This window comes from Aerosakkonema funiforme FACHB-1375 (genome assembly GCF_014696265.1).
In the GTDB taxonomy this organism is placed as follows: Bacteria; Cyanobacteriota; Cyanobacteriia; order Cyanobacteriales; family Aerosakkonemataceae; genus Aerosakkonema; species Aerosakkonema funiforme_A.
This window is the reverse complement of sequence record NZ_JACJPW010000037.1, coordinates 1-20,905: the sequence shown is the minus strand read 5'-3', so window position 1 is coordinate 20,905 and position 20,905 is coordinate 1. Positions and strand designations below refer to the sequence as shown.

Below are 20,905 nucleotides of genomic sequence, written 5' to 3'. Positions count from 1 at the left end.
ATTTATTAATACTTAAGAGCCGCATATTTGCCGCTTTATCTTAATCTTCCTTCAAATATTCGCCTCTTACTCAAGCAAGAAAAGTGATGTTTACCATAATTGTTAAGATTATGCCTCAAGAATAAGGAAGAGGAATTGAGTACTAGATAAAATTGATTGTAGGTCTAAGACAATACAGGGGGTCAGCAAATGTCCATAGAAAGTGCCGATCGGTTTTTAGAAGCTGCTACTCAAGACACAATTTTACGCGAAAGACTCAAAGCGGCAACGAGTCCAGAGGAATTCTTAAGAATTGCGGAGGGATTGGGCTACAGCTTTACAACACAAGAGTTAAAAGCTGTAGTTAAAGAAAATAGCGAAGCAGTGACCCTGAGAAGAAAAACAGGCATTTGGCCTTGGCTGCGTGAAGTTAGTTGGGTTTAAAATATTCCTCCCCTGCTTTACAAAGCAGGGGAGATCTGCTAAAATTAAACAGCATTAAGTTTTTAACTGCCAGCAAAGATAAAATCATCCAGCCCGATCGCACTAGCTTGCACGCTGTTGATAAAGGCTAAAATTTCGCGAGTTTGGGTCACAGCAATCAAAGTGGCATTATTGCCTTGAATAATACTTAATTGCGAAAAACTGAGATTACCTGCCAACTCTAACAAGTCTAAGTTATCCTCAAAATCGAGAATCGTGTCGGTACCGTTACCGGGAGAGAGAACAAAGAAATCGCGTCCGCTACCGCCAGTAAGCATATCGTTCCCCAAATCTCCTAACAGACGATCGCTACCAGCACCACCTTTTAAGGTATCGTCATCTTTACCGCCTCTAAGAGTATCATTTCCCTCATCACCCCAAATTTTATCCTGTCCTTCGTTACCGAACAGCAAGTCGTTCCCCTCGCCGCCGCAGATACAATCGCGATCGCCATTAGCACCGATCGCAACCGTGCTACCATTACCCCCATAGATAGTATCGTTCCCTTCACTCCCGCAGAGACTATCATTACCTTTGTCTCCGAACAGCATATCGTCGCCAACATTACCCACAACGATATCGTCATTATTTCCGCCATGTGCAGTATCGTTACCCTCATCGCCGAATAAAGTATCATGACCAGCATTCCCATTCAGCAAATCTTTGCCACTACCGCCGAATAGCAAATCGCGTCCCAAAGAATCCCCGCCTTCAGAATTGCCACCAAATACCGTATCGTTTCCTTTATCCCCAGCAACAGTATCCTCACCTATATCTCCCCAAATTAGGTCATTTTCACCACCGCCACGCACAAAATCGTCACCTTGACCGCCTCGAACTGTATCGTTACCCGCGTTACCGTTGAAAACATCATCGCCTAAGTTACCGTTGAGGAGGTCGTCCCCTTCATTCGCCGAAATCCAATCGCGATCGCTCCCACCAAAAGCAGTATCATTACCAGCATTACCGATTAAATTATCGTTACCAGCATTACCTAATAACAGGTCGTCCCCATCCAAACCAATCAACTCTTCACTGAGATTGGTGCCAGTTAGGGTATCGTTATTTACAGTGCCATCCTTAGTGCTGCTGACCGTATTGGGTAAAACTTGCGATCGATTTGGCCCCCCTTCACCCGTCAGCGTATCTAAATTCGGATAAACTATCTGTTCGCAGAAGCAATCATCCTCTTCTACATCATCGTTAGTAATAATACCCGTACTTTGTTTGCCACTTAAGTTAATAGTACCATTAGTTGCACTGATTAAGTTAAGCGTAAAAATTTCATCTGCCTCCGGGATGATATCGCCAACGACGTTAACAGTAATAGATTTGCTAGTCTCGCCCGGATTGAAGATAATTGTACCGTCATTATCGATGTAATCGCTACCAGCAGTAGCACTAGCGTTGTCAGTCGTGTAAGCGACGGTAACGGGAACGACACTGGGATTAGAAACATTGATGGTGAAGGTGTAAGCGATTGTCCCGCTGTTTCCTTCAGCTTGACTGACAGTGGCAGGAGTTATACTAACGTTAGCGCTGTCATTATCCGTATTAGTGACATTGATATCAACTGGATTGAAGTTATTGTATTTGCTGTCGGTACTGGTAGCGGCGGCGGTGATAATTTGGTAAGCGATATCGCCATCAACAATACTATCGTCTTTGCCAGTAATCGTAACAGTTTGTGCGGTATTCCAATTGCCGGCGTTGAAAGTAAGTGAAGATTTATCAATTGTTCCTTCTGCTGTATTGCTGCTACTTAAATTCAGCATCAGAAGTTGGTTGCGATGTCAACACTATATTATATATATCTGTCGCACCGCCTTCGGTGATGTTTGTACTTCCGCCAGATTGAGTTATTGTGACGCCAGCGTTGTCGTTGTCGGTGATGTTTGCGGTGACATCTGAAATCGCAATTGAGTTATAGTTAGCGTCGCCAGAAGTCGCTGTATGAGAAATGTTAGCCGTGTGATTTCCTTCGGCGACGTTATCGTTTGTCGCGGTGACGGTAACTGTTTGTGCGATATTCCAGTTCGCTGATGTGAAAGTTACTGTAGTTGGAGATGTTCCCGTTTGAGTGGTGTTGTTGATGGCGATGACAACATCGGAAGTTGGTTGAGATGTCAATACTATATCGTAAGTATCTGTCGCACCACCTTCGGTGATGTTTGTGCTTCCACCAGATTGGGTAATCGTGACGCCGGCGTTGTCGTTGTCGGTGATGTTGGCGGTGACGGAGATAATTGCAATTGAGTTATAGTTCGCGTCGCTAGAAGTCGCTGTGTGAGAAATGTTAGCAGTGTGATTTCCTTCTGCAATGTTATCGTTGGTGGCGGTGACGGTGACTGTTTGTGCGATATTCCAGTTCGCTGATGTGAAGGTGAGGGTAGTTGGTGTTGTTCCGGTTTGGGTGGTGTTGTTGATGGCGATGACGACATCGGAAGTTGGTTGGGAAGTTAGTACGATGTCGTAGGTATCGGTTGCGCCTCCTTCGGTGACGTTTGTAGTTCCACCAGATTCACTAATTGCGATTCCGGCGGCATCATCATTAGTAATTGTACCTATTCCTTGTTGGGAAGCTGCATTGATGGTAGCGTTGGTGGCGCTGTTTAAACTGACGGTAAACGTTTCGTTGCTTTCAACTATGTAGTCACCTTTTGATTTAACGGTGATGGTTTGCGTCAGGGAACCGCCTGCGGTAAAAGTAATGCTATTGTCGTTGTCGATATAGTCGTTATCTGCAAGTGTTGCTGTACCGTCGTTGGTGGTGTAATTGACAGTGACGTTTTGGCTGGTGGCGCGAGAAAGGGTGGCGGTAAACGTGTAGTCTGTTGTACCGCTATTTCCTTCAATTTGCGTGAGGGAAGCTGGTGTGATACTGACAGTTGGTACGACGTCGATGATGACGCCGTTGGAGAATTCGGAGGTGTCGTTAGTTGTGAGGTTTGTAGCGGTGGCGGTGACGTAATTACCGAGGCTTGCTAATGTTAGGTTGGTGACGGTAAAGGTGGCGTTACCGGAAGCGTCGGTGGTAACGTTGGTGAACCCGATATAGGTTTTTCCTTCGCCGTTTCCAGAAGCATCTAATACGTCGTTGGCGAAGAATTCTAGGCGGAAATTTGTATTAGCTGTGCTGTTAAATGTGCCACCGCAAGCGGTGTTGCTACCAACAATTTCTGCGTATGTGAGAACGGGGAAATTTTGCAGGTTGTTGGAACCTGTATCGGCGTCGCCTGTGTCGTTAGAAGTGACGATGCCATCTGGTCCTAATTCGATTCCCGAACTCTTGTTGGAGAAGATAGAATTACCTTGGATGCTGTTGCCTGTAGTACCGTTAACTTGGACGCCATAATTAGCATTATAAGCTATGGTATTTCCTGCACCCGCAGCGGTTCCTCCGATGATATTATTGTTGCCTGTAATCGTGACGCCTCGATTGCTGTTACCCAAATTTCCACTACCAGTTACGTCGGTGCCGATGTAGTTTCCTTGCACTGAGTTACCTGTAGAACTGGCATTAACAATTGCTACACCGCTAGCTTTGTTACCGGAAATAATGTTACGTTCTGCCGCGCTGGTTCCCCCGATAATATTGTTGGTTGAATCTTGAATATGCACGCCATTGTTGGTATTACCCAAAGCTGCGGTTCCGTTAACGTTAGTACCGATGTAGTTTCCCAGTACTTGGTTATTGGTGGCGTTGGCATTAAATATTCCTATGCCTAAACGATCGTTCCCTGAAATAATGTTACGATCTGCTGCATTACTTCCACCAATAATGTTGCTAGCACCTGTAATTTGCACGCCATCTCCAGTATTGCCTAAGTCTACCGTTCCGGTGACATCAGTACCGATGTAATTCCCCAGTACTTGGTTTCCTTTAGCATTACTTGTTGATAAATAGATGCCAACTCGATTTCCTGAAATTAAGTTATTGGTAATAGTATTGTTGGCGCTTTGAGCTTGAATCCCGTCACTTGTATTGCCTAATAATGCTGTTCCCGCTGCATTTGTGCCGATGTAGTTGTTTGTAATTGTTGTATTGCTTGCAGCAGAAATTAAAACAATTCCAATCTGGTTATTACCGGAAATAATGTTACGATCGCCTGCATTACTTCCACCAATGGTATTATTTGCCGCCTCAACGGTGATGCCATAGAAGTTATTGCCTTGGTCAATGGTTCCAGTGATATCTGTACCGATAAAGTTGCCGACAATAGAGTTATTGCTAGTTCCTGTTACGATACCAGTACCCTGGAAGCGGTTAATCGCCAAGCCTTTAATCGTACTGCCACTAGAACCAGCACTCAAACTCAGAGCGTTGTTCGATCCTGCATTTGTTCCATCTAGAACGATCTTTAATTGAGCATTGTTACCCGCAGTCAGAGTGTTTTGACTCGCACCCGGTTGCGAGTATCCGTCGATAACTACTGCTTGGGTAATTGTGGGTAAAGCGGAAGTCGGACTAATTGTATGCGGCCCCGCTCCAGCAATATTAAATGTGATGGTATCAGTGCCAGCAATGGAGTTGGAGTTGGTGATTGCTTGCCGCAGAGAACCTTCGCCGCTATTGTTGGTGTTGGTGACGGCGAAATCGTTTTGGGCGATGGTAACGGTGCCACTCTTATTAGTTGAATCGAGTGTATAAGCACCATTGTTAACTAAAGACAAGGAAAAGCTTTCGCTTGCTTCGGCGGGGATATCGTCAATGGCAGTAAAGGTAATATCTGCGGTGCTGGTGCCTGCGTTGAAGGTAAAAGTTGTGCCGTCAGCACTAATAGTGCCGCCAGATGTGACGCTGAGGTTGTAGTCGATGCCAATTCCCGTAGCTGGTGAAAGTTGGACTGCTAATGGATTAGTGCTGCTGCTGCGGGTGATGCGGAACGTTCCGGTGTTGACATTACCTTCAGCGGCGGCGTTGTCGGTGGCGGTGAGACTGACGGTGGGGACTGCGGCGACGGTCTGCAAACCGACTACATAAGTAATATCTGGATCGAACCTACCAGCAGGAAAAGTCCCTCCTCCCTGCGGGCCAGTTTGGGGCGTGTTTGCGCCTCCCAAATTACCTTGTCCGTCAGTCCCCGCGACCAAATCGGTATCTATTAAATTGGTAATGCGAATGGCATTTATGGACTCGCCGCTTGCCAAACCGAAGTCACTCAGGTCAAAAGCTGTGGAGAAGGCATTGGTATCAAAGTTGTCAGCTTGTTCGTAACGGAAGGTGGTGAAGGTGCTGGTACCCGTTTTTCTAACTGCGACGGCAAAAGCTTCCGGTGCGCCAGAACTGCCTGTTTCGTAAACTACAAAGTCATTGCCAGTATCGTTGGTTAAAACATTTCCACCCCAAGTTAGCTGGATTTCTTCACGAGTCGTATCGTCTCCCAGGTCTACCGAGTAATTGGAATTACCGGACAGGAGATTACCGATCGTTTTGGTTGCTTCTGGGAACGATGTCGCAAAAGCTGCTGTTGCGATCGTCGTATTAGCGGTAGCATTGGTGACAGCGTTGGCGTCGTCCCAAGTATATCCGCCATAAGTATAGGTTGCCAGTAAGGAATCATAAGCTTCGAGTGCTTGGATTTGAAATGCCAGGGGTGCTTCAATTAACCCGGTGTGGAATTCTAAATCCCAATCTCCGCCAAGTGCGGTGCTTCCTGTGAAATCTTCGGAGGCGGCGATATCTGCACTTGTCAGTTGCGCTAGGCGTTGGAGGAAGGGAACCTCTGCCCCCACTTTACAACCGTAAATTAAAATATCGGCATTGTCGGCTAGGGCATTGCGCCACTGCTGTAGCGAATTTATATAATTGTCGAGATTGCCGGAATTGAGGTTTCCATTGCCAATTTGTACGTTTCCGGGACTGCCGTGGGAAATAATATGTAATGCTGCTATATTCTGGCGCGTTTGCAGTATTTGACTAATTTGCTCGACGCCATCTCGCGTCGCATCGAGGATAAAGACTTCGGTTCCTGGCGCGACTCCGGCGGCGAGGGTTTGCCAATCCGGTACTGAAGAGTCGATAAATGCGATCGCATTTCCTTGTGCTGCTTGAGAATTGAAATTTTCAAAGGCGGAGTTTTGGACTGGCATGGTTTTTCTGGATGCGGTCGTAGGATGTGAGGAATGGTGATGCTACCCCGACTGCTGAAAAATCCGATCGGCCCGATCGTGCCTGTCTCTCATAGGCGAAGGCGATACGCAGCTACGAGGGTGAAAAGTGCGATCGACAGATGCTAAATATTTTTATATACCCTTAATCTATCTAAAGGCATAAAAGTATCTCTACTTCTAGTAGTATTACTGAGGTTTTAGCCGTTTGTCCAGGGTTGAGCAGAAAATTTACGTAATCTTGATAGTAAACTACCCTGCCTTGCTTGCGCTGAAGGCAGGGCTTTCAGCAGCCCTCAAGATAACATCTTGCAATGAGCAAGTCATTATCTCGGAACCTAAGCGGGTTGTTTACAAGAAACCCCAAAGTTTTTATATTCCTAGCTCCGTTCAAATCAGCATCAATTTGTAACTGGCAATTTAGGTTTATGCAGCTAAAATTCTTACCCTTATAGGTATGTAGTTGCGCTAAGCGCGAAGACAGCGCAACTACATAGGTAAATGTGAATTAAAAATAAATTTTAAATTGGCAATCTAAAATTTGATATTCCCTGCTTATTTTGGGTTTTTGATGTAAAATTTGTCTATTTTAGAGATGTGTAATATAGCAACCGCCAGGACAGTTATGGCATCTTAAAAGACCATAACAAATTGAAAGCAAGCATTTCCATAAGTGACTTTTGACTTTTGCTATAAGTGGGTTAAGGCACGGTTCGTTAATTAGGGCTTGAAAAAGTCGATCGTCGCGACCGTGCCTAACTCAACCTACGCTTTAATAACCATCTCAATTTTCCGTATCGTCACCAAAACGAATAATGTCATCTTCGCCAAGATATTCTCCGTTTTGCACTTCAATCATTACTAGCGGAATCACGCCTGGATTTTCAACTCGGTGAGGCATGGACATAGGAACGTAAGTAGATTCTTTTTGTTTGAGTAGAGTTTCTTTACCATCGCAGATAACTTTAGCCGTACCGGAGACGACAACCCAATGTTCGCTGCGGTGATAGTGCATTTGGGTACTGATGTGATGACCGGGTTTGACCTCGATGCGATTAATTCTGTAACGTTCCGCTTCTTCTAAAATTGTCACCGTTCCCCAAGGTCGTATGCGAGTTTTAGCAGGTTCGGAATTCAAGGTCGCAGTCATAGTTTGTTCGTCATTTTGATTTTCTGGCATAGCAGTCTCCTGAAATTTACTTGTATCTTGTTTTAAGGGAAATAATTATTAAGTTCAAGACAAAGGTGAGCAGATTGGCGACAATAACAGGGAGATCGTTTTTGGCAATTCCATAGACTAACCACAGAAACACACCCAAACTGAAAGTAATCAGCATTCCAAACGAAAAGTCTTTCGCTGATTTGGATTTCCAAGTTTTAATTACTTGAGGCAAAAAGGCGATCGTCGTTAACGTTCCCGCTAATAAGCCCAAAACAGTTAGCAAATCCATAATTTTTTATCGCTCAACCATTAAAGCTGCACCAAGCTTTAACTCAGCACTAAAGCGGTTGGTGACACACTGCTTCGACATTATAGCCATCTGGGTCGAGGACAAAAGCCGCATAATAATTAGCGTGGTATTGCGGTCGCAATCCCGGTTTGCCGTTGTCAGTTGCGCCAGCCGCCATAGCCGCTGTATAAAAAGCATCCACCGCATCTCGCGTAGTAGCCTGGAAAGCAATGTGAAAGCCGACTGAAGGTGTAATGGCTGCCATCACATCGTGTTTGCGACCTATCCAGAAGCTCGGTTCGATATCAGAATCCAAGCCATAACCCGCTGCTTGAATACCGTCAAATTCAATATCCATGCAACGCTTAAAACCGAGTTCTGAGAGAACGTTATCGTAAAACGTCAGACTTTGCCCAAAATCTGAGACGCCGATCGAAATATGGTCAATCATGGTAATGTTTGCTTTGCGTAAAAATTTGCCGGAATTTCCTCAATTGTTGTATGGTATGGCGAGCAATGCCAACAGTAATTTCCGTAGAAAGCTATGCTTGGGTTACTTAATCAACGCTTACCCAGGCTGGCATTTTGGACATTAGCTTGAGAGTTTACCTTATACCAATGTCTAAATTTTTACCGGGAGTCTACCACACCCTATTCACTGCTGCAACGATCGCTGCACTGTGGATGGGCGCAACTAAAAACAGTAGCGCTGACAATTCCGTCTTTAGCGTATCGCAAGGCAGTAATGGCTCGACACCAGATTCTCTAGTTAGCCGACGTGCGATAAGTGTCATCGGTCAGGGTCTGGTGACCGCACCAGCAGACACGGCTCGCCTGGAATTTCGCTTCGCCAATCGCGCACCTGTTGAGCCACCACCAGCAACAAGCTTGACACCGGCACAAGAAGCTCCTTCTTTACCTGGAGAGGAACCCCTCAAGCCTGTAGTTGATGCCCTAGTTGGTATGAAAGTACCACAGGATAACATCACAATTGAAACCAGCTCCCTAGAAAATCCCAAGCTGCTGGTTAAAATCGACAAGCCAACTCGCGAACGGGTGCAAGAAGTTGTGAAAGTGGCAAGTTCTGCGCTCAAAGGCAGCGATGCTCTGTTTATTCAAGGTATCGGTGCGGAATATGCGGTAAATGACTGTCAGCCACTGGAACGCACCGCTCGCCGTATCGCACTCAAGGATGCACAGAGTCAGGTGAGTAGTATTGCTTTAGAAATGGGTGTGCAAGTTGGAGAACTTCTGTTAGTGACAGTTTATCCGATCGTCAGTCCTGCATCTGTTTCCGCTTGCGGTTCCAAGGTTGCCGTTCCCACTTCCCCTTTTGCTGGATTCAGCGACAGTACACCCCCTTATAATCCCTCCGCTCCAACTGAGGTGCAAGTGAGGAGTCAAATCGGCGTGACTTACGCGATTAAATAGGGGTTAGGGGTTAGGGGTTAGGGGCTAGGGGAAGAGAGAAAAGTCAAAAGTCAAAAGTCAAAAGTCAAAATTGCGCCTCTTCTCTCTTCCCTCCTCCCTCTTCCCTCTCCCTAGCCCCTAGCCCCTAACCCCGACGCCCTAGTTAGATCTAGGCACTGACAAGCTACTGAAGTTAGAGTTGTAGAGACTTGGCTGAGAGTGCCGATCGCATTCCATCATAGCCAAAAACCTCAGTTACTCAGGAAATAAACATGAGTTACACAACTGAAAGAGCAAGTTTGATTAGAGATTTGGATCGAGTCGCCAAAGCACGCCACGATGCTGCACGCTGTCTCTCTAAAATCGTTACTACTCTTACTCAAGCCGAGTCGGAAGGAGAATCTACCTCTGGTAAATTAGGTTTGGAAACATATATAGAAGATATCGAGTTAGCGAGAAAGAATTTACAACACGGTGTATTCAGGCTCCTAGTTTTAGGAGATATGAAACGGGGCAAAAGTACGTTTCTGAATGCCTTAATTGGGGAAAATTTATTACCGAGCGATGTCAATCCCTGTACGGCGGTGTTAACGGTTCTCCGCTATGGGGAAGAAAAGAAGGTTACCGTCTATTTTAAAGATGGCAAACCTCCCGAAAAGCTAGAATTTACAAATTTTAAAGAACGATACACCATTGACCCTGATGAAGCCAAAAAACTAGAAGAAGAAAAAAAGCAAGCTTTTCCCGATGTTAACTATGCTGTAGTAGAATATCCCTTACCGCTGCTGGAAAAAGGTATTGAAATTGTTGACAGTCCGGGGTTAAACGATACGGAAGCGCGAAATGAACTTTCGCTCAGCTACATCAATAATTGTCATGCAATTATGTTCGTGTTCAGGGCAGATCAACCAGTGACGATGGCAGAGCGTCGCTATCTGGAAAATTACATCAAAGGTCGAGGATTGAGTGTTTTCTTTTTGATCAACGCTTGGGATGAAATCCGCAAGGCACTCATCGATCCAGATGACGCGGAAGAGTTACAAGAAGCGGAAAATAAAGTGCGTCAAGTTTTTCGTACCAATCTATCGGAATACTGTCAAGTAGACGGACAGGATATTTATGACGATCGCGTGTTTGAAATTTCTTCGATTCAAGCTTTGCGGCGGCGGATGAAAAACTCGGAAGAGTCTCTGGAGGGAACGGGATTTCCAGAGTTTATGAATGAGTTGAATACGTTTTTAACTAAAGAACGGGCAATTGCACAATTGCGGCAAGCGATAACTTTAGCACAGCAAAGTTATCACCGCGTTTGGTCAGCGATCGATCGCCGTATCCCTTTGCTAGAACAGGATGTGGAGGAATTGAAACGGCGGATTGGTTCGGTTGAACCAGAATTTAAGAAGCTGACAGAAATACGCGATCGCTTTAAAGATGAAATTGCCAGCACGCGAGATAAGAAAGCGAGAGCGATCGCCGATTCTTTTAAAGAATACATTCTCAATTTAGGCAACACATTTGAATCTGATTTCTTGCGCTATCAGCCAAATATCGGATTTCTCGATTCCCTCAGCAAAGGTAAGCGGGAAGAATTTAATGCGGCATTCAAACAAGCATTCGAGCAATACCTCAACGACAAAATTTCGGCTTGGGAACTGACAGCAGAACGACAATTGCAAGATGCCTTCGGACAACTATCGCAAAGCGCATCCGAGTACGGTTCTGCTTATACTAAAGTAGCAAATGCGATTAATGAAAAATTGATCGGTTCCAAGCTACACGCCGCTCAAAATATAGGCTCTGAAGACAATTCGCCTGCATGGGCGAGTTGGGCGATGGGATTTTTCTCATTAGCTTTGGGTAATGTTGCCGGGATAGCGCTTGCAGGCGCGGGATTCGATTGGAAAAATATCCTGGTAAACTCTCTGGCTGTGATCGGAATTTGGAGCTTTTTATCGATTTTTTCCATATCTTTGATTACCGGACCGATCGGGGTTTTGCTGCTAGGTTTGGGTGTCGGTGCTTTACAAGCGGAACAAGCTCGGAAAGAATTGATCAAAGCCACAAAGAAAGAATTTGTCAAGTATCTTCCCCAAATAGCACAGGAGCAATGGCAACCTGTTCATCAAGCGGTGAAAGATTGTTTTGATGCTTACGATCGCGAAGTCACCAAACGCATCAATGATGATATCAAATCTCGACAAGCTGAGTTAGATAATCTGCTCGAACAAAAGCTATCCCGCGAAATTAATCGCGATAGTGAATTAAAGCGCCTGAAAAGTATTGATGCTGAGGTGCTATCCGAATATCGCAATCTCGAATCTGTCTACGAGGATTTGTTGTTATTCAACGCCTAATGTGTAGGGTGGGCAATGCCCACCTTACCTCGCTCGGATGCGTATTAATACCTTGAAGGTGCAATAAAGATGAGTTATAAAGTTGAAACCGATCGCTTTCTCAATGATTTGGAAAAAGTCGCCCAAGCGCGAGCTAACGTGGCAATGTCTCTCGGCAAAATGGCTGATACCATAGCACAAGCTGAATCTCAAGGAAAGCAAACTTCTGGCGAACTCGGTTTGGAAAGAGAGATAGAAGATATCAAAGTAGCGAGTAAAAATTTAAGCAAAGGCGTATTTCGGCTACTGGTTTTAGGCGATATGAAACGAGGCAAAAGCACGTTTCTCAATGCTTTAATTGGCGAAAACTTATTGCCGAGCGATGTCAATCCCTGTACGGCATTGCTCACGGTTCTCCGCTATGGGCCAGAAAAGAAAGTAACTGTTTATTTTAAAGATGGGAAAAGTCCCAAACAACTTGATTTTAAGAGCTTTAAGCAGGATTACACCATCGACCCAGCCGAGGCAAAGAAACTAGAACAAGAAAAAAAGCTAGCTTTTCCCGATGTTGATTACGCTGTAGTCGAATATCCCTTACCTTTGTTAGAAAAAGGTGTGGAAATTGTTGATAGTCCGGGACTGAACGATACAGAAGCGCGGAACGAATTATCTTTGGGTTATATCAATAATTGTCATGCAATTTTGTTTGTTTTGAGAGCATCGCAACCTTGTACGCTGGGTGAACGGCGCTATCTGGAAAATTACATCAAAGGACGGGGTTTGAGCGTTTTCTTTATGATTAATGCTTGGGATCAGATTCGCGAAAGTTTGATCGATCCGGATGATGAGGAAGAATTGCAAGAAGCTGAGGATAGGCTGCGGAAGGTTTTTAAAGCTAATTTGGCTGAATATTGCATCATCGATGGTTACGATGTTTACGATGAACGAGTGTTTGAGGTGTCCGCAATTAAGGCGCTGCGTAAACGCTTGAAAGTTGCTAACGCTGCTCTGGAGGGAACGGGTTTTCCAGAGTTTATGGGCGCACTCAACATATTTTTGACGAAGGAAAGGGCAATTTCTGAAATTCGACAAGCGCGAACTTTATCGCGCCAAGCTTCTAACCGCGTTAAGGAAGCGATCGAACGTCGCATACCATTGCTAGATCGAAGTGTCAAGGAATTGAAAGAAAGAATTAATTCGGTTGAACCGGAGTTTAACAAGCTGACTGATATTCGCGATCGATTCAAGGATGAAATTCAATCGTTGCGGGATAGAAAATCGAGATCGATCGCAGATTCCTTCCGCACCTACGTTCTCAACTTGGGTAACACTTTTGAAACGGATTTCTTGCGCTATCAACCGGAAGTACAATTTGGAGATTTCCTCGATCAAGGGAGACGACAAGCCTTTGAAGCCGGACTCAAACAGGCATTCGAGCAGTACGTCAACGACAAATTATCCGCTTGGACTCTCACCGCCGAGCAAGAAATGAATGCCGCCTTTACACAGCTATCTAAAAGTGCGGCGAATTACGGTGCTTCTTACACCAAGGTAACTGACAAGATTACCGAAAAAATCACCGGGCAAAAAATATCCTACTCTAGCAATACATCAATAGAAGATAAATCTCCAGCCTGGGCAAATTGGGCAATGGGTTTAGTATCTTTAGCTTCGGGTAACGTTGCGGGTGCGGCGCTAATGGGAGCCGGTTTCGATTGGAAAAATATCCTGCTCAACTTAATCGCTGTAATTGGAATCAGCGTAGCCGTTTCTACGGTTTTCGGAATTGTTTTAGGCCCAATAACGCTGGCGCTCGTAGGGTTAGGGATCGGTGTTTTCCAAGCAGATCGAGCTCGCAAAGAAGTCGTGAAAGCAGCTAAAAAAGAGTTAGTTAAATATCTGCCTCAAGTGGCAGAACAACAATGGCAACCGATTCACGATGCTGTCAAACAGTGCTTTGATGCTTATGAGAAGGAAGTGAGCGATCGCATTGACGATGATATCAAATCTCGCAAAGCGGAATTAGACAATCTGCTTCAACAAAAAGAATCCCGCGAAATCAATTATAAGACAGAATTGGAACGTCTGCACAAAATCGAATCAGATGTTTCTTCGCAATCGCAGAATATTGAGTCAGTGTATCAGGATTTTCTGCAAGCGATCGCTTAAATAGCAATGTTCATAGTTCATGGTTCGTGGTTCATTGTTTGTCGCAATGAACCACGAACAATATATTTCCAGAAAAGAATCTCAGCAGGCAGGATGCCTACCCCACAAGAATTATGGGAGAGGTCTAACGAACAATCTTTCGATTTAGCTAAAATTCTGCGATCTCTTCGATGGAGAGCTTGACTAAACTGGAAATAACCTCTTTATCTGCTCAAGGTTCTCTGTAGCGCTCTCAAGGGTAGAAGCTCTTGGAATTGATGCCAGGTATGGAGTTAGCGGACAGGCAACCTCAGCAGGCACAATCTATGAGTGACCAGGTATTTAGGCAATATTTTCAAGCGCTCGAACAGCAAATTGCCACCCTCAAAAGAGAACAACTTGCGGGGAATTGGGAGGAAATTACGGCGGCGCTGGAAAATTTACAACTGATTTACGAACAAATGCAAACGAATTTGGAGGCAGCCGAGGTTGTTGAGGAAAGGTTGCTTCAGCAGAATCAGCGCATCGCCGCAGCCTATCAACACTATCAAGACTTGTTTCTCTCCTTGCCTCTAGCCTACTTGATTACCGATGCCAATGGTGTAATCTTGGAAGGGAACCAAGCCAGCGCCCAACTGCTGAAGGTGCCACAACTCTATATAGCCGGAAAACCCCTAGCTGTGTATGTGGCAAAAAGCGATCGTGCCACCTTTTATACCAAGCTGAACGAGCTTTCTGAGGTCAATGACATCCAGATCTGGCGGATGAACCTCTGCCCGCGAAAAGGTAAGCCATTTCCCGCCGAATTGAATGTCGCGATCGCACGCAATCATTCTGGAGAGATTGAAACAATACGGATTGCTGTATCCGATATCAGCCGATATCAACAAACGATCGCACAACCCGCTCGACAAGTTACTCAAACTCAAATAAAAACTCCTATATCGACTTTGCCCCAATCTCTCGATGGTTTGCAAGTTCTCATTATCGATGACGAAACCGATGCTCGTGAGTTTATCGGGGCAGTGCTGGAGTCCTATGGCATTCGCGTCACCGCAGTAGCAACCGCAGCCGCAGCATTAGAAACACTCTCGACATTCCATCCCGATGTATTGGTGTGCGATATTCGGATGCCAGGAACAGATGGGTATAACTTGATTCGCCAGATCCGAGCCTTGGAAGCTCAGCAGGGAAGGCATATTCCAGCCGCCGCTTTAACCGCATATTTAGACGAAAATCGAGAAAAGGCTCTTGCGGCTGGATTTGAGGCATATCTGCACAAGCTGGCTCAACCCGACGACTTGATTGAGATGGTAGTTCAATTAGCTGAAGGTGGGAGAGAGATCTAGGATGACGATGACCTCTGAACCCCAAAAAACCTTGTCTGAAACGATTTTTGCCGGGGGTGGCGAGATGGGGGCGTTGATGCGAACGCTACGGGAATTAGGTGCCCAGACGGCACACGCTAAGACGGTAGAAGAAGCCTGCCAGATTTCCGCTGATGTGTTAGCCAATAACCTCAAGGACATTCCCTTTGCGCTGATTTATTTGCTCGACAGCGATCGCAAACAAGCGAATCTCGTCAGCACAACCAATTTAGAGATCGGCACTCCTATTAGCCCCAGAGCGATCGAGCTTGCAGATAAAGCATCAGATTGCTGGTTATTCAACTCGGTTTTAGCCACTGGAGAAAACAGAGTCCTCAATGGTTTAATCGATCGCTTTGGACGACTTCCCGGTGGCGCATGGGATGAATCTCCCAACAGCGCGATCGTCCTGCCCCTAACTCGACCCGGACAGGAAACTTTAGGGATTCTGATTGCTGGAATTAGCCCGTATAGACCCCTCGATGATGATTACCGAGGCTTTTTTGACCTAGTTGGCGGACAAGTAACCACTGCGATCGCCAATACTCTAGCTTACGAAGAAGAACGCAAACGCGCCGAAGCATTGGCAGAATTAGACCGAGCCAAAACCACTTTTTTCAACAACATCAGCCACGAATTTCGCACGCCCCTCACTCTGATGTTAGGGCTGGCGGAAGATGCTTTAGCCGATCGGGACAATCCCCTTTCACTCGCTCAACAGAAACGCATTGAAGTCATACAAAGCAATGGATTGCGTTTGTTGAAGTTGGTTAACACCTTGCTGGACTTCTCGCGTATTGAGAGCGATCGCACCTTCGACACTCATCTGCATTCATCCTCTGTTCGCATTCTAATCGTAGATGACAATGCGGATATGCGTGACTATTTGAAGCGCTTGTTATCCGATTGCTGGCAAGTTGAAATCGCAGCAAATGGAGCGATCGCTTTAGCAAAGATTCATAACGATCCACCCGATTTGGTGTTGAGCGATGTAATGATGCCAGAAATGGATGGGTTTCAATTGCTCCAAGCACTGCGGGACGATCCGCAAACCAAAAGTATTCCCATTATTTTACTGTCAGCACGAGCGGGAGAAGAAGCAACGATTGAAGGATTGGAAGCGGGAGCAGATGATTACCTAATCAAACCTTTTTCAGCTCGCGAACTGATGGCGCGTGTAAATACACAACTGCAAATGTCACGCCTGCGCCTTCTTCAATCCGCTAACCGCTTCAAAAATGAGTTTCTCTTGACCGTGACCCATGAACTGCAAGCTCCTCTGGCGGCAATTCTCGTTTGGGTACGCTTATTGCAAACACAATCATTCGATCGAGCTAAGACGGCTCGTGCGCTAGCAACGATCGAGCGCAATGCCACGATTGAAGCAAAATTGGTGAAAGATTTGTTGGATACTTCCAGCATTCTCGCTGGAAAATTATGCTTGAAGCATCAATTCGTCGATTTGGTTGTTCTGGTACAAAATGTTGTTAAAACATTTCGGGAAGTTGCTGATACAAAGAGCATTTTATTAATTGAAATAACATCGAATTTGGCAGTCGGTAATATTTTAGCAGACGGCAATCGCCTTCGACAAATTATTAGCTATTTGCTGGAAAATGCTATCAAATTTACTCCCCAAGGGGGAGAAGTTAAAATTGAGTTGTCATCAATCAATGTCGATTTGCCCTTAATAGCAGAAGACCGAATGACAAATTACATTCAGATCGTCGTGACTGATACTGGCATTGGCATCCGTCCTGATTTTCTGCCATTCGTTTTCGATCGCTTCACTCAAGCAGAAGTACCCAGCCGTCATTCGCCGGGAGGTGTGGGTATTGGGTTAGCGATCGCTCGTCTTCTGGTCGAATTGCACGGAGGTACGATCGACGCAGCAAGTGAGGGGGAAGCACGAGGGGCGAAGTTTACCGTCAGGTTGCCTCTGAATGATGAACCTAATCTAGATACCCCAACATAGGGGAGGTAAGTTTTATGCAACCAGAAGACGATCGCGATCGGCGCACGGCAATTGAGGCATTGCAGGAAAGCGAAAGACGCTTACAGGAAAAGACAGCAATGCTAGAGCGTGCCGAGCGTGTGGGTGGCATGGGGCACTGGACTTATGATGTGGTGACAAAGGAAATGTTTTGGTCGCCCCAAGCTCGTCGCATCTTTGTGGGTGACTGTGAGTTTGAGTTGAGCTATGAAGCGGCGCTTCATCTCGTTCATCCAGAGGATCTGTCTGGCTTGTGGGCAGCTACAGAGGACGCGATCGCCCGGAAATCGCCTCTAGAAGTGGAGTATCGCATTATTCGTCCCGATGGCATTGAGCGAACTGTTTACCTCAGTACGGATATCGAATTTGATGCCGCAGGTCAACCCATCAAAATGTTCGGCATCGTGCAGGATGTCACCGATCTCAAACGCCGCGAAGCCAAACACGAGCAGACAGAAGCTGCCTTGCACGAATTAGAACAGCGCCTGTGGGCAACGATCGAGAATCTGCCAGGTGGGGCGCTGTTTGTTGTCGATCGCGATCTGCGCTATTTGCTGGCGAAAGGAGAAGCATTGGCGATCGCTGGATTCAAACCGGAAGATTTCGTTGGACGCACTATTTTTGAGCTACTGCCACCCGAATTAGCCGCAAATTACGAGCCGATGTACCGTCAGGCATTGGCGGGTGAGCCGTTCCAGGTTGAACACAATGCCCACGATCGCACTTACATCACACGGGGAACGTCGCTTCGGGCTGAAAATGGACAGATCGATGCTGCGCTTGCGGTCTCTTACGACATTACCGATCGTAAAAAATCTGAAGAAGCCCTGCGCGAATCAGAAGCAAAATATCGATCGCTGTTTGAGTCGATTAAGGATGCCTTCGCGCTGATCGAAGTGCTGTATGACCCTGACGATAAACCCGTCGATTGTCGCTTCCTGGAAGTCAGTCCCTCGTTTGAGGTCCACACCGGATTGACCCAGGCCCAGGGCAAAACCCTGAAGGAACTCATCCCATCGATTGAGCCAGCTTGGTTTGAGCATTACCACCAGGCACTTGTCACAAACGACCGGGTTCACATTGAGATGCTTCAGGAGTATCTCAATATCTGGTTTGAAGTCGATGTGTTTCCCTACGGCAATCCGCAGGATCGACGAGTGACGATGGTCTTCCGTAACATCAACGAGCGCAAACAAGCTGAAGCTGACCGCATCCAACTCATCCGAGAACAGGCTGCCCGCGAACAAGAAAGCCAACGAGCAGAATCTCTGGCAGAACTCGATCGCGCCAAAACTCTCTTCTTTACTCACGTCAGCCATGAATTCCGCACACCACTAACGTTATTGCTGGCTCCTCTGCAAGATGCCTTGAGCGATCGCGCCTATCCCCTTGCATCCCCTCAACGAGAACGTCTGGAACTCGCCCACCGCAACGGCTTGCGCCTCCTGAAACTGGTCAATACCTTACTTGACTTCTCCCGCATTGAAGCCGGACGTATGGAAGCCATCTACGAACCTACTGACCTGGCAATGTTTACGACTGAGTTAGCAAGCGTATTCCGTTCGGCAATAGAACGAGCAGGACTGCGGCTGATTGTCGATTGTCCACCGCTACCAGAGCCAGTTTATGTAGATCGTGAAATGTGGGAAAAAATTGTCCTCAATCTGCTTTCTAATGCTTTTAAGTTCACCTTTGCAGGGGAAATTATAGTTAGGCTGCATCCTGCTAATGGCGATCGAGTCATTCTCCAGATTCGAGATACAGGCACAGGCATTGCACCGGAAGATTTGCCCCATCTATTTGAGCGATTCTATCAAGTCCGAGGCGCTACGGCACGAACATTAGAAGGATCGGGAATCGGTTTAGCTCTGGTACACGAACTGATTCGACTGCATGGTGGAACTATTGATGTCAGCAGCACTGTAGGGCAGGGAAGCTGTTTTACGATCGCCATTCCTTTTGGCACAGAACATTTACCGAGCGATCGCCTACTACTCATCGTAGGCGATCGGATCGCGGCAACACGCAGTCTGGCATCAACAGCAATAGGTAAAGCCCCTTATGTTCAAGAGGCAAAGCGTTGGCTCCCCGTCGAAGGCGGGAGTGTTGAGTTCTCAGTTTTAAGTTCTCAGTTAGAAGAAAACTCTTCAACTCAAAACTCAAAACTCAAAACTCAAAACTCTCACATCCTCCTTGTCGATGACAATAGCGATATGCGAGCTTATCTGACGCGAATACTAAGCGAACATCTGAAAGTCGAAGCGGTTGCAGATGGAACAGGGGCGCTGGCGGCGGTTCAAAATCGAGTACCCGATTTGATACTGACTGATGTAATGATGCCAGGATTAGACGGCTTTGAGTTGCTCAAAACTTTACGGGCTGACCCGCGCACCAGAGAGGTTCCCATCATCTTACTCTCTGCCCGTGCAGGAGTTGAAGCGGTGGTGGAAGGACTCGAAGCAGGCGCAGATGACTACCTGATCAAACCCTTTTCGGCTCAGGAATTGGTGTCCCGTGTCAGCACCCATCTCCAGATGGCACAACTGCGCGGGGAAGCACTCCATCGAGCAAGAACTGACATCCACAGAAGAGATGAACTGCTGTCAATCGTTTCTCACGAATTGAATACTCCCCTAGTGTCTATTCTCGGTTGGACGCGCCTGCTGCGTGCGAGTCCACCGAGTCCATCTATGTTGGCCAAAGCGTTGGATACGATCGAGCGCAATGCTACGCTGCAAGCCAAATTGGTGCAAGATTTGCTGGATATATCCCGCATTACCGCAGGCAAACTGCGTTTGAATCTTGAGCCTGTCGAACTAAAATCGGTAATTGAAACGGCGATCGCAACTGTGGCTCAAACCGCACAAGCTAAAGCGATCGATCTGGTTTGGCGAGAAACTATTGCACAAAGCGATTCTGTTACGGTCATGGGCGATCCCGATCGGCTTCAACAGGTTATCTGCAATCTGCTCACCAATGCCATTAAATTTACCCCAGAAGGTGGGCAAGTAGAGGTTTCATTACTCACCGATCGCCAAAGACAAATAGCTAATGAAGATTATGCTGAAATTCGTGTTATAGATAGTGGCATTGGCATCTCTGCTGAGTTTCTGCCATTTGTGTTCGATCGCTTCCGTCAAGCCAAAGATTCAAATGCAGCGAAGGGGTTGGGATTGGGATTAGCGATCGTCCAACACCTAGTCGAACTTCACAAAGGCACGATTAACGCCAAAAGTGCTGGCATTGGGCAAGGTGCAACCTTCATCGTTAGACTGCCGCTTTTTTCGGAGTCATCAGTTTTTAGTGATGATTTTTGACAACGACGATTAAGATTTTGTTATTAAAAGCACTCCCACAGCAATCATTACAAAGCCAGCGGCAATGTTCGTTCCTTTTTTTATTTGGGAACTAATGAGTAATCTGGCTCTATCTGCCATGAATGCGTAACCGAGTTTTACACCGCCTACTGCCACGGTGGTAATGGCGATAATAATGATAGTATCTAACTGCTTTGCTCCCAGCATTACCGAAAACCGTGCGTGAAAGCCCCTGGCTTTAGACATGGGGATGAAACGCACCTGGCGATTTTAATCGCCGTCAAGTCCCTGGTTTCCACTTCTGATTCTCAAT

The 20,905-nt window shown here is 46.2% G+C and carries 14 protein-coding genes; 8 read left to right on the top strand and 6 right to left on the bottom strand.

The window, feature by feature from the left end:
* Positions 1 to 189 precede the first annotated feature (189 nt).
* Positions 190 to 423, top strand: coding sequence for a Nif11-like leader peptide family natural product precursor (locus H6G03_RS15520; protein WP_190465273.1), 234 nt, complete (start codon positions 190 to 192; stop codon positions 421 to 423).
* A 62-nt stretch (positions 424 to 485) separates the two neighbouring features.
* Here the strand turns inward: H6G03_RS15520 and H6G03_RS15515 are convergent, their stop codons facing one another.
* The 5 genes from H6G03_RS15515 to H6G03_RS15495 all read right to left on the bottom strand — a co-directional run bounded on the left by H6G03_RS15515 (position 486) and on the right by H6G03_RS15495 (position 8,475).
* Positions 486 to 2,237: a Calx-beta domain-containing protein gene (locus tag H6G03_RS15515; RefSeq protein ID WP_190465272.1), complete on the bottom strand. Its 1,752-nt coding sequence runs from the start codon at positions 2,235 to 2,237 to the stop codon at positions 486 to 488.
* Positions 2,221 to 6,555: a DUF4347 domain-containing protein gene (locus H6G03_RS15510; RefSeq protein WP_190465271.1), complete on the bottom strand. Its 4,335-nt coding sequence runs from the start codon at positions 6,553 to 6,555 to the stop codon at positions 2,221 to 2,223. Before H6G03_RS15510 ends, H6G03_RS15515 begins: the two co-directional genes overlap by 17 nt.
* Positions 6,556 to 7,357: 802 nt before the next feature.
* Positions 7,358 to 7,753, bottom strand: coding sequence for a phosphomannose isomerase type II C-terminal cupin domain (locus tag H6G03_RS15505; protein WP_190465270.1), 396 nt, complete (start codon positions 7,751 to 7,753; stop codon positions 7,358 to 7,360).
* A 16-nt stretch (positions 7,754 to 7,769) separates the two neighbouring features.
* Positions 7,770 to 8,024 (bottom strand): SemiSWEET transporter, encoded by a 255-nt coding sequence (locus tag H6G03_RS15500; RefSeq protein ID WP_190465269.1) that lies wholly within the window; start codon positions 8,022 to 8,024, stop codon positions 7,770 to 7,772.
* A gap of 49 nt (positions 8,025 to 8,073) precedes the next feature.
* Positions 8,074 to 8,475, bottom strand: coding sequence for a VOC family protein (locus H6G03_RS15495; protein WP_190465268.1), 402 nt, complete (start codon positions 8,473 to 8,475; stop codon positions 8,074 to 8,076).
* Between H6G03_RS15495 and H6G03_RS37560 the strand changes: the two genes are divergently transcribed.
* From H6G03_RS37560 to H6G03_RS15465, 7 genes are all read left to right on the top strand, one after another.
* Positions 8,474 to 8,620, top strand: a complete 147-nt coding sequence (locus H6G03_RS37560) for a hypothetical protein (RefSeq protein ID WP_206756632.1) — start codon at positions 8,474 to 8,476, stop codon at positions 8,618 to 8,620. The two genes, H6G03_RS15495 and H6G03_RS37560, sit on opposite strands and share 2 nt — an antisense overlap.
* Before the next feature lie 22 nt (positions 8,621 to 8,642).
* A complete protein-coding gene (locus H6G03_RS15490; RefSeq protein WP_190465267.1) occupies positions 8,643 to 9,455 on the top strand; it encodes an SIMPL domain-containing protein in 813 nt (270 codons plus the stop codon).
* Between the two features lie 251 nt (positions 9,456 to 9,706).
* Complete coding sequence (locus tag H6G03_RS15485; RefSeq protein ID WP_190465266.1) at positions 9,707 to 11,788, top strand: dynamin family protein; 2,082 nt, start codon at positions 9,707 to 9,709, stop codon at positions 11,786 to 11,788.
* A gap of 69 nt (positions 11,789 to 11,857) precedes the next feature.
* Positions 11,858 to 13,936, top strand: coding sequence for a dynamin family protein (locus H6G03_RS15480; RefSeq protein ID WP_190465265.1), 2,079 nt, complete (start codon positions 11,858 to 11,860; stop codon positions 13,934 to 13,936).
* Positions 13,937 to 14,241: 305 nt separating this feature from the next.
* Positions 14,242 to 15,264, top strand: coding sequence for a response regulator (locus tag H6G03_RS15475; protein ID WP_190465310.1), 1,023 nt, complete (start codon positions 14,242 to 14,244; stop codon positions 15,262 to 15,264).
* A gap of 1 nt (position 15,265) precedes the next feature.
* Positions 15,266 to 17,257 carry a response regulator gene (locus H6G03_RS15470; RefSeq protein WP_190465264.1) on the top strand — a complete coding sequence of 664 codons (1,992 nt, stop codon included), beginning with the start codon at positions 15,266 to 15,268 and terminating at the stop codon, positions 17,255 to 17,257.
* Positions 17,258 to 17,271: 14 nt separating this feature from the next.
* Positions 17,272 to 20,592 carry an ATP-binding protein gene (locus tag H6G03_RS15465; RefSeq protein ID WP_199315310.1) on the top strand — a complete coding sequence of 1,107 codons (3,321 nt, stop codon included), beginning with the start codon at positions 17,272 to 17,274 and terminating at the stop codon, positions 20,590 to 20,592.
* A 9-nt stretch (positions 20,593 to 20,601) separates the two neighbouring features.
* Here the strand turns inward: H6G03_RS15465 and H6G03_RS15460 are convergent, their stop codons facing one another.
* Positions 20,602 to 20,838, bottom strand: a complete 237-nt coding sequence (locus tag H6G03_RS15460) for a hypothetical protein (RefSeq protein WP_190465314.1) — start codon at positions 20,836 to 20,838, stop codon at positions 20,602 to 20,604.
* Positions 20,839 to 20,905: the final 67 nt, after the last annotated feature.